General features: G+C 64.9%; 8 protein-coding genes and 1 pseudogene. 3 read left to right on the forward strand and 6 right to left on the reverse strand.

Annotation, left to right across the window (positions count from 1 at the left end):
• From ACYP01_RS18555 to sucB, 3 genes and pseudogenes are all read right to left on the reverse strand, one after another.
• A pseudogene (locus ACYP01_RS18555) lies at positions 1–103 on the reverse strand (lipoyl(octanoyl) transferase LipB); the annotation flags it as partial.
• A 29-nt stretch (positions 104–132) separates the two neighbouring features.
• Positions 133–1020, reverse strand: coding sequence for a TIGR01777 family oxidoreductase (locus ACYP01_RS18560; protein WP_118603008.1), 888 nt, complete (start codon positions 1018–1020; stop codon positions 133–135).
• Between the two features lie 120 nt (positions 1021–1140).
• Positions 1141–2889, reverse strand: coding sequence for a 2-oxoglutarate dehydrogenase, E2 component, dihydrolipoamide succinyltransferase (gene sucB, locus ACYP01_RS18565; protein WP_118603049.1), 1749 nt, complete (start codon positions 2887–2889; stop codon positions 1141–1143).
• A gap of 364 nt (positions 2890–3253) precedes the next feature.
• On the opposite strand from sucB, the gene ACYP01_RS18570 reads away from it, so the two are divergent.
• Entirely contained in the window at positions 3254–3604 is a 351-nt protein-coding gene (locus ACYP01_RS18570) for a hypothetical protein (RefSeq protein ID WP_003941713.1), read from the forward strand.
• A gap of 55 nt (positions 3605–3659) precedes the next feature.
• On the opposite strand, the gene ACYP01_RS18575 is transcribed toward ACYP01_RS18570, so the two are convergent.
• Positions 3660–5177 (reverse strand): leucyl aminopeptidase, encoded by a 1518-nt coding sequence (locus ACYP01_RS18575; protein WP_020908114.1) that lies wholly within the window; start codon positions 5175–5177, stop codon positions 3660–3662.
• 159 nt (positions 5178–5336) lie between these two features.
• Between ACYP01_RS18575 and gcvT the strand changes: the two genes are divergently transcribed.
• Positions 5337–6437, forward strand: a complete 1101-nt coding sequence (gene gcvT, locus ACYP01_RS18580; protein ID WP_047270091.1) for a glycine cleavage system aminomethyltransferase GcvT — start codon at positions 5337–5339, stop codon at positions 6435–6437.
• Between the two features lie 32 nt (positions 6438–6469).
• A complete protein-coding gene (locus ACYP01_RS18585; RefSeq protein WP_003941766.1) occupies positions 6470–7573 on the forward strand; it encodes a branched-chain amino acid aminotransferase in 1104 nt (367 codons plus the stop codon).
• Here the strand turns inward: ACYP01_RS18585 and ACYP01_RS18590 are convergent.
• Both ACYP01_RS18590 and ACYP01_RS18595 read right to left on the reverse strand, forming a co-directional pair.
• The gene (locus tag ACYP01_RS18590; RefSeq protein WP_204856020.1) at positions 7567–8388 is read right to left on the reverse strand and encodes a dienelactone hydrolase family protein; all 822 of its coding nucleotides are present in this window, start codon (positions 8386–8388) and stop codon (positions 7567–7569) included. The genes ACYP01_RS18585 and ACYP01_RS18590 overlap by 7 nt on opposite strands.
• A gap of 123 nt (positions 8389–8511) precedes the next feature.
• A partial coding sequence (locus tag ACYP01_RS18595) for a GlxA family transcriptional regulator (RefSeq protein WP_459681662.1) occupies positions 8512–9388 on the reverse strand: 877 nt, incomplete at its 5' end.

Raw genomic sequence — 9388 nt, forward strand, 5'->3', positions numbered from 1 at the left:
GCTCACGCTGGCGGTCCCACGCGGCGTTGTAGTCGATCGAACCGAGTTGCTCGACGGCGATCGGCAGTTTCGAGAACCGGGCGGAAACGGCAGCGCTGCTCATGGACGTAGAGATTACGCCCGACTTCGGAATCAACCGAGTGCGGCCGCCAGCGCTTCGCCGATCGTGTTGTGGCGGAAAGAGAATCCCGCCTTTTCCAAAGCTGCGGGAATGGCGCGCTGGCCACCGAGGATGCCGCTCTTGGCGAATTCTCCGATCAACGCTTCGAGTGCGAACCCGGGAACGATCCAGGGAGCCGGGCGGTGGACCGCACGGGACATGGCGTCATTGAACTGGGCATTGGTGACAGGGGCCGGACCGGTCAGGTTGACGGGACCGGAGAGTTCGGAATTCGTGAGCGCGAACTTGATCGCGTCGCACTCGTCCTCGAGTGAGATCCACGGAAAGTACTGGCGACCGTTGCCCAGTCGCCCGCCGAGGCCGAACGAATAGAGGCGCCGAAGCCGACCGAGCATGCCCCCATGAGGTGAAATCACGACGCCGGACCGCAGATTGACGACGCGGGCACCCGCCGCACGCGCCGGTTCGGTGGCAAGTTCCCAATCGCGACACGTCGTGGCGAGAAAGTCTGTGCCTGCCGGCGAATCCTCGTCGACGATCTTGTCGCCGGTGTCGCCGTAATAGCCGACGGCGCTCGCGTTGGCGAGGACGGGAACCTTCTGACTCGCGACCGCTTCGGCCAAGACGTCGGTCGCGACGATGCGGCTGTCACGGATCGCTTGCTTGTAGGAACCCGACCACCGTTTGTCGCCGATGCCGACGCCGCAGAGGTTCACGACGGCGTCGGCGCCTTGCAGGATGGAGAGGTCCAGACGGTCGTGGTCCGGGTCCCAACGCGATTCGTCGGGGCCGGCGGTCGAGCGTCGCACCAGACGCACCACGTCGTGGTTGTCGGAGCGCAACGATGACACCAAGGCCGTTCCGATCAAACCGGACGAGCCGGCGATGACTACTCGCATTCGGAAAGCCTCCTTTGATTCAGCGTGCTTCGATATCCGAACGTATATCTCCGACCGTACTGAAAAAGCCGGGGCGCCACCTCCTGATGGAGATGACGCCCCGGCCGGCCGAGCAGTTGCTTACAGGCCCAGATCAGCTTCGAACGAGGCTTCTTCCAACCGCTGCTTCACAGTGGTGAGGAATCGGCCGGCGTCGGCGCCGTCGACCAGACGGTGATCGTAGGTCAGCGGCAAGTAGATCATCGAGCGAACGCCGATGGACTCGTTGCCGTTCTCGTCGGTGACCACCATCGGGCGCTTGACGATCGCGCCGGTTCCGAGCATGGCCGCCTGCGGCGGTACCAGGATCGGGGTGTCGAACAGCGCGCCCTGGCTGCCGATGTTGGTGATGGTGAAGGTGCCACCCGAGAGCTCGTCCGGCTTCAGGCCACCCGAGCGTGCACGCTTGGCGATGTCGGCGATGGCGCGGGCCAGGCCGGCCAGGCCGAGATCGCCGGCGTTGTGGATGACGGGGGAGAGCAAGCCCTGATCGGTGTCCACTGCGATGCCGAGGTGCTCAGCGTCGTAGTAGGTGATCTGCTTGGCAGCCTCGTCGTAGCTTGCGTTGATGTTCGGGTGCGACTTCAGCGCCTCGACGACTGCCTTGGCGAAGAACGGAAGGAACGTCAGGTTGACGCCTTCGCGCTCGATGAAGCCGGCCTTGGCACGGGCCCGCAGGGCGACGATCTTGGTGACGTCCACCTCGAAGGTCTGCGTGAGCTGAGCGGTGTTCTGCAGCGACTCACGTGTCTTGGTGGCCGTGATCTGCCGAATACGGTTGGCCTTCTGCGTGGTTCCACGCAGGTGTGCCAGTTCGGGTCGGACGCCTGCGGCTGCGGTGGCGGCCGGTGCGGCCGCGGGTGCTGCAGCAGGAGCAGCGGCGGCGGGAGCCTTCTTGGCCTCCGCAGCGGCGAGCACATCCTGCTTGCGGATGCGGCCGCCGACGCCGGTGCCGGTGACGGTCGCGAGGTCGACGCCGTTGTCCGTGGCGAGCTTGCGCACGAGCGGGGTGACGTACGGGCTGCTGTCACCGGACGCTGCGGGGGCAGCCGCCGGTGCGGGAGCCGCAGCAGGCTTCGGAGCGGGTGCGGCCGGTGCGGCGGCAGGCTTGGGTGCTTCAGCCTTGGGTGCTTCGGCCTTCGGAGCTTCGGCCTTGGGGGCAGGGGGTGCTGCCGGTGCTGCGGGAGCGGCCTTGGGTGCCGGAGCCGCGGCGGGTGTGCCGGAGCCGACGACGGCCAGCTGGCCACCGATCTCGACGGTGTCGTCTTCCTGCGCATTGATCTCGAGCAGGATTCCGGCGACGGGGGACGGGATCTCTGTGTCGACCTTGTCGGTCGAGACCTCGAGCAGCGCCTCGTCGACGGCAACCTCGTCGCCGACAGCCTTGAGCCAGCGGGTGACGGTGCCTTCGGTGACGGACTCGCCGAGGGCGGGCATCGTCACGGCGGTACCTTCAGCGGAACCGCTCGAAGCAGCGGGTGCCTCGGCAGCGGGAGCTTCTTCAGCGGGAGCTTCGGCAGCCGGCGCTTCCTCGGCGGGAGCTTCCTCTGCGGCGGGGGCGGGTGCCTCTGCCGCGGGTGCTGCGGCTTCGCCGGCTTCACCGATCTGGGCGAGCTCGCCACCGATTTCCACGGTGTCGTCTTCCTGCGCGACGATCTTGGTCAGGACGCCGGCGACGGGAGACGGAATCTCGGTGTCGACCTTGTCCGTGGAGACTTCGAGCAAGGGTTCGTCGACTTCGACCGTGTCTCCTTCCTGCTTGAGCCACCGTGTGACAGTTCCCTCGGTGACGCTCTCACCTAGGGCTGGCATCTGGACGGAGAAGGCCATGTCTTTTGACTCCTCGACAGTTGTGTTCGGGTTGTTGAATTTTGTCGACTTGTGGTCGTAATGCATTGTGCTCGAGTGGCGCGCGACGTGCGGCTACTTGTAGCTATTTTGCCGATGTCGACGCGCGGGCGCGGCGTCACCGTCGTTCATCTTTCCATTGATACGCCGGGCGTGTCCGATGAGGGGGATGCCGTCCGTTTCGGGTGTGTCGGCTACTGGCGAGTAGGTATGCGTCGGGGGTCCGGCTGTAACGTCGTAAGCGGACCAAACGGTATGTCGTGCGCAGGCACAACGGACATCGCCTGGCAAACTTGACATATCGCCGGGGTGCATCCGCGGCGTCGGTACCGAGGAGGGTACGACCGTGGGACTGTTCGATCGTTTCAAGCGTCCGCCGAGTGCGGCTCAGGCCGCAGCGCAAAGTGATGCGGATCATCTGGCGAATTGGGCGCACTCGCACGAAGGCGTCGAAGCCTATGTGGAACCGCAGACGACGGTGACCGAGGTGACCGTCGTCCTGGTTGCGAAGGACGGGGAGTGGACTCGTCGTCGTGTCGGCGGCGAACGTGGTGCCCGCAAATTGGGACAAGACCTGAAGATCCCGGTCTACGACGTCCGAAAAACGGGATATCCGCAGCGTATGCGCGATCACGACGAACGTAAGCGAATCGAACGCAAGCGGGCCCGAGAGCAGGAATTACGCGACGGCGCCTGAACTGCTGTGCGCCTTTATTAACCGCGGGGGGTTAATAAAGGCGCACAGCAAGGGGTCAGCCGTTTACCGCGATGTCCTCCAGGACCGAGATCATCGTGCGAACGGGAACGCCGGTACCGCCCTTGCCGGTGTAACCCCACGGCCCTGACGTGTTGTACGCAGGACCTGCGACGTCGATGTGCGCCCACTGGACACCCTCGGGAACGAATTCCTTGAGGTAGTGAGCTGCGACCAGCATGCCGCCCCAGCGGTGCGGGGTGACATTGGCCATGTCGGCGACCTTGGAGTCGAGATCTCCGCGCAGTTCCTCGGGCAGCGGCATGGCCCAACCGTTCTCGCCGACGCTCTGCGAGATGGAGGCGACGCGGTCACGGAACTCGTCCGTGCCCATGACTCCCGGGGTGCGGTTGCCGAGCGCGACCATCTGCGCACCGGTGAGGGTGGCGGTGTCGATCATGTAGTCGGGATTGTCCTCACCCGCGCGAACCATCGCGTCGGCAAGAATCAAACGGCCCTCGGCGTCGGTGTTGACGACCTCGATGGTGATTCCGCCGTACTGGGTCAGCACGTCGCCGGGGCGCTGGGCGGTCGCGGACGGCATGTTCTCGGCCATCGGTACGTATGCGACGACGTTGACGGGCAGGCCGAGTTTGGCGGCAAGCACGACGGTGGAGATGACGGCTGCGGCGCCGCCCATGTCCGAGGTCATGTTCTCCATACCGGCGGCGGGCTTGATGGAGATTCCGCCGGTGTCGAAGGTGATGCCCTTACCCACCAGTGCGACCTTGCGGGCACCGCGCTTCTTCGACGCGTATTCGAGGCGGACGAGACGCGGCTGGCGTGACGAGCCCTTGCCGACGCCGATGATTCCGCCGTAGCCACCCTTCTCGAGTGCCTTCTCGTCGAGCACCTGGACGGTGAGCCCGGCCTCGACGCCCAGTGCCTTGGCGCGCGCGGCGAACTCGGCGGGGTAGAGGTGGCTCGGGGGAGTGTTGACGAACTCGCGTGCGGTGGCGACGGCCTCGGCGATCGCTGCCGACCGTGCCAGCGTTGCCTTGGTCTCCTTGGTGCGCGGCGAGGGCACCAGAAGTTCGACGCGGGCCAGTGGCTGCGAATCAGGACCGGGAGCCGTCATGGACGACTTGAATTCGGTGAAGCTGTACGCGCCCAACGCAAATCCCTCGGCGGCTGCGCCGAGATCGAGGATCGAGAGCGTGGTTGCGACGGTGTCGATGCCGGACAGCGAGCGAGCTGCAGCGCCCGCGGACTTGCGGATCTGCTCACTGTCGAGCTTGTCGGCGGAGCCGAGTCCGACGGCGAGGACGCTGGTGACCGACAGCGCGCTCGGTGCCGGGACGCGGGTGAGCTGCTCGGGCTTGCCGGTGGCGCCGACGGCGATGAGGCTGTCGAGGATCTCGGCGAGCACGTCTTCGGCGACGATGCCTTCGCTGAGTGCGATCTCGGGGCCGTCCGGACCCGACGTCAGACCGACGACCAGTATCTCTGCGCGCTTGGCGACTGTGCCGGCGAGAACGAGGTCGGGTCCCAACGATCGGGCTGTGCGAGTGCTCAAGGTGTCTCCTGTGAGGTGAGTGTGCGATGCGTCCGGTTCTGGCGGATGCCTGAGTCGATGTTAGGCCCTTTGCCGTTTGCGGACGGGGCGATCGTCACGGCCGGGTGAGCTCTCGCTGCGGACATGTTTCGATCGGCGAAGTCCGATAGGTTGTGGGCCATGACCGACGAACAACTGTTGCAGGGCCCGATCCACCCCGTCCACGTCGAACTCGGCGCGACGTTCGCGCCGTTCGGGGGGTGGCAGATGCCGGTTTCGTACGCCGGCGTCGTGGCCGAACACACCTCTGTGCGTGAGAATGTCGGACTCTTCGACGTCAGTCACCTCGGCAAGGCCGTCGTGCGTGGCGCGGGCGCCGCGGAATTCGTGAACTCCGCACTGACCAACGACCTGAACAAGATCGGGCCGGGTAAGGCTCAGTACACGTTGTGCTGCAACGAGTCCGGTGGTGTCATCGACGACCTCATTGCGTACTACGTCAGCGACGACGAGATCTTCCTCGTCCCGAACGCAGCCAATACCGCGGACGTCGTTGCGGCTCTGGTCGCCCTCGCACCGGACGGAATCACCGTCGAGGATCAGCATCGTGCCTACGGTGTGCTGGCTGTGCAGGGTCCGAAATCGGTGGCGGTTCTGACCGCTCTGGGACTTCCCACCGAGATCGAGTACATGGCGTACGAAGATGCGGAATGGAACGGCGTGCCTGTTCGTGTGTGCCGCAGCGGTTACACCGGTGAGGTCGGCTACGAACTCCTGCCGCGGTGGGACGACAGCGAGCCGTTGTTCCGCGCGCTTCTCGAGGCAGTGCGCGCCGAGGGTGGGCAGGCCGCCGGACTCGGCGCCCGTGACACTCTTCGTACCGAGATGGGGTATCCGCTGCACGGGCATGAGCTTTCGCTCGAGATTTCTCCGCTCGAAGCGCGCTGCGGATGGGCGATCGGTTGGAAGAAGCCGACATTCTGGGGCAAAGAGACCTTGACCGACGAGAAGGCTGCCGGCCCGGCTCGCAAACTCTGGGGGATCAAGGCTCTCGATCGCGGCGTGCTTCGTGCCGGCCTCGGTGTTCTGCGTGACGGCGAGGCAATCGGCGAGACCACCTCGGGGACGTTTTCGCCCTCGCTCAAAGTGGGAATTGCGTTGGCGCTCCTCGATTCCGGTGCCAATGTCTCGGCCGGCGACGAGATCGAAGTCGACGTCCGTGGTCGTGCTCTTCGGTGCGTCGTGGTGTCTCCTCCGTTCGTGGAGACCAACACCAAGTAGAGAGCTTTTTCACGTTCGATAGGATTGCGCCCATGACAGGTGCCGCCGATTTCGTTCGTGTTCAGAGCTCGTCCCCGAAGTCCGACGCCGAGCGCCGTGACATTTTGGCGGCGCCCGGCTTCGGGCGGCACTTCACCGACCACATGGTCTCGATCGACTACACCGCGGGCAAGGGCTGGCACGACGCCCAGGTGTTGCCGTACGGAAACATCGAGCTCGATCCGGCCGCAATGGTTTTGCACTACGGACAGGCCATCTTCGAGGGCCTCAAGGCATACCGTCAGCCGGGTGGCGAGATCAGCTCGTTCCGCGTCGAGGCCAACGCCGAGCGTTTCGCGGCATCTGCGCGCCGTCTGGCCATGCCGGAGCTCCCGTCGCAGATGTTCATCGATTCCATCACCGAACTGATCGACGTCGATCTCGACTGGGTTCCCGCAGCCGGTGGCGAGGACGCGCTCTACCTCCGTCCGTTCATGTTCTCCACCGAAGCCGGACTCGGTGTCCGTCCCGCCGACGAGTACCGCTACCTGCTGATCGCCTCGCCTGCCGGTGCGTACTTCCCGCGCGGCGTCAAGCCGGTCAGTGTGTGGCTGTCCACCGAATACGTTCGCGCGGCCCCCGGTGGTACCGGCGCGGCCAAGTTCGCCGGCAACTACGCTGCTTCACTCCTCGCCCAGGCGCAAGCCGCCGACGAGGGTTGCGACCAGGTGGTCTGGCTCGACGCCATCGAGCGCACGTACGTCGAGGAAATGGGTGGAATGAACCTGTTCTTCGTCTTCGGCTCGGGCCCCGACGCTCGCCTCGTGACACCGTCGCTGTCCGGTTCGTTGTTGCCAGGCATCACGCGCAACTCGTTGCTTGCCCTTGCCGCCGATTCCGGTTTCGCCGTCGAGGAGCGCAAGATCAGCACCGACGAATGGCGCACCAAGTGCAAGAGCGGTGAAATCACCGAGGTCTTCGCTTGCGGCACAGCAGCAGTCATCACCCCCGTCGGACGCGTCAAGTCCGCCGAGGGCGAGTTCACCATCGCCGACGGCGAGCCGGGTGAGGTGACGATGGCACTGCGCGACACCCTCACGGGTATCCAGCGCGGAACCTTCGCCGACACCCACGGCTGGATGACGAAACTTCACTGATCGCTGGTTCGTTCCGCGAGCAATCGCTCCCGGAAGAACTGCAGAATCTCGTCTCGTGCGACGGTGGTGGGCGATCCCGCCTCGTCGACGAGATGAGCCGTCACCACGCTGTGTGGATTGGCAATGACGTGTTCGAAGAACGGCGACGTTGTCGCGTTGGCCGCTTCGTCGGGTAGTACCTTCCCGACGAAGCGCTCGCCCAAGGCCTTCGAATAGGCGGCGAATCGTTGTGCGCGGCAGAACGAGTCACCTCGAAAGCGGTATGCAAGCACCGTGAGGTCTTCGGCCTCGAGTCTCGAGCGCACGGCTTCGAGTTCTTCGGGCCCGCTGTCGGTTTCGTCCGGTCGATCGAGCGGTAACGACGGTTGGGCGAGAACCGGCGCGATGACCGAGTGTTCGAGCATCATCGACAATGCGAAGTTGCCGGTGAAGCACATCCCGATCACGCCGACGCCAGGACCGCCGCACTCCTCATGCGCCGAAGCGGCGAGTGAACGCAGCCAACGGACCGCCGGACTCGGTTCGTCGGCAGCGAGGGCGCGGAACTCCGCACTGACGCAGGCTCTCTTGAACACCGTCAGCCCCTCGTCCACTGTGGGGACCGCGCCGTCGCGCCCGAACAGTGACGGAACGAAGACCGTGAAACCGGCGTCGCGCACCCAGCGGGCAAATCGCGCTACATGCGGGCTGATGCCCGGCATCTCCGGCATGACGATTACTGCGGGACCGGTGCCGGCCACGTACACGGACTTCGCCACTGCGTCGATGGTGATCGTTCGACGGTCGAAGTCTTCGAGCGGATCATCTTCGGTCATGCTCCGGTTCGGCACGGTGAGCCCTCTCAGTAGTCGAAACAATTCCTCTGCACAGTCTTTCGGCGCGGGATCGACTACAGAAGAGGGCGGTTCGCCAGGTTTTCGGGCGGGCTCGCCACGCACCTATCCGGCGCCGCCGTTGCGGAATCGCTTTCGGTAGTCGGCCGGGCTGATGCCGACGCGGTCGGTGAACAGGCGACGGAAGGTTCCAGGATCCTGATAGCCGATGTGCCCCAGGATCTTTCCGAGAGACCAGTCGGTCGATTCCAACAACCGTTTCGCTTTTCGGATCCGTGCACGCTGCAGATAACTGCGCGGCGATTCCCCGGTGTCGTCCTTGAACTTCCGAAGCATGGTTCGGGTGCTGAGGTGAAAAGCACCCGACAGCAGATCCAAGTCGTAAGGCTCCGCCATCCGTTCGACCAGCCACCTTCCGACGTCGTCGGCAAACTGTGTGTGTCTGGCGGGCAGCATCGAGTCGACGATGTACGGAGATTGACTGGTTCGGTTTTCCGGCGCCAGAGTAATTCTTGCAGTCCTTCGCGCAATCTTGTCGCCGAGATGCTCGCGCACGAGTGCTGTTGCGAGGTCGAGCGCGGCGGTGAACGCAGCAGTGGTGGTGACGCCGTCGTCCTGGACGATCAACGAGTCGGTTCGAACCGTCGCACCGGGGTAACGACTCGCGAGGTCCGCACCGTACAGCCACGACGTCGTACATCGGCGTCCGTCGAGCAGTCCCGCCTCGCCCAACAGATACGCGCCGACGCAGACCGACGACACCCGAACGCCGTGCGCCTCGCACGCACGGATGAACTCGATTTCTCCCTCCCACAGCGACAAACGCATCGCAGGGTCTTCGGACGGCACGAGCTCGAACCCCGGTACAACCAGGTGATCGATGTCGTGATGCCCCTCCTGCGCGCCGAGCGAAAATCCACCTGCCGCAACGACTGGCGTGTCGGACGCCGCGATGACCGATACCTCGAAGGGACCGGCGGGC

The sequence above is a fragment of the Rhodococcus sp. no. 34 genome, assembly GCF_054589475.1.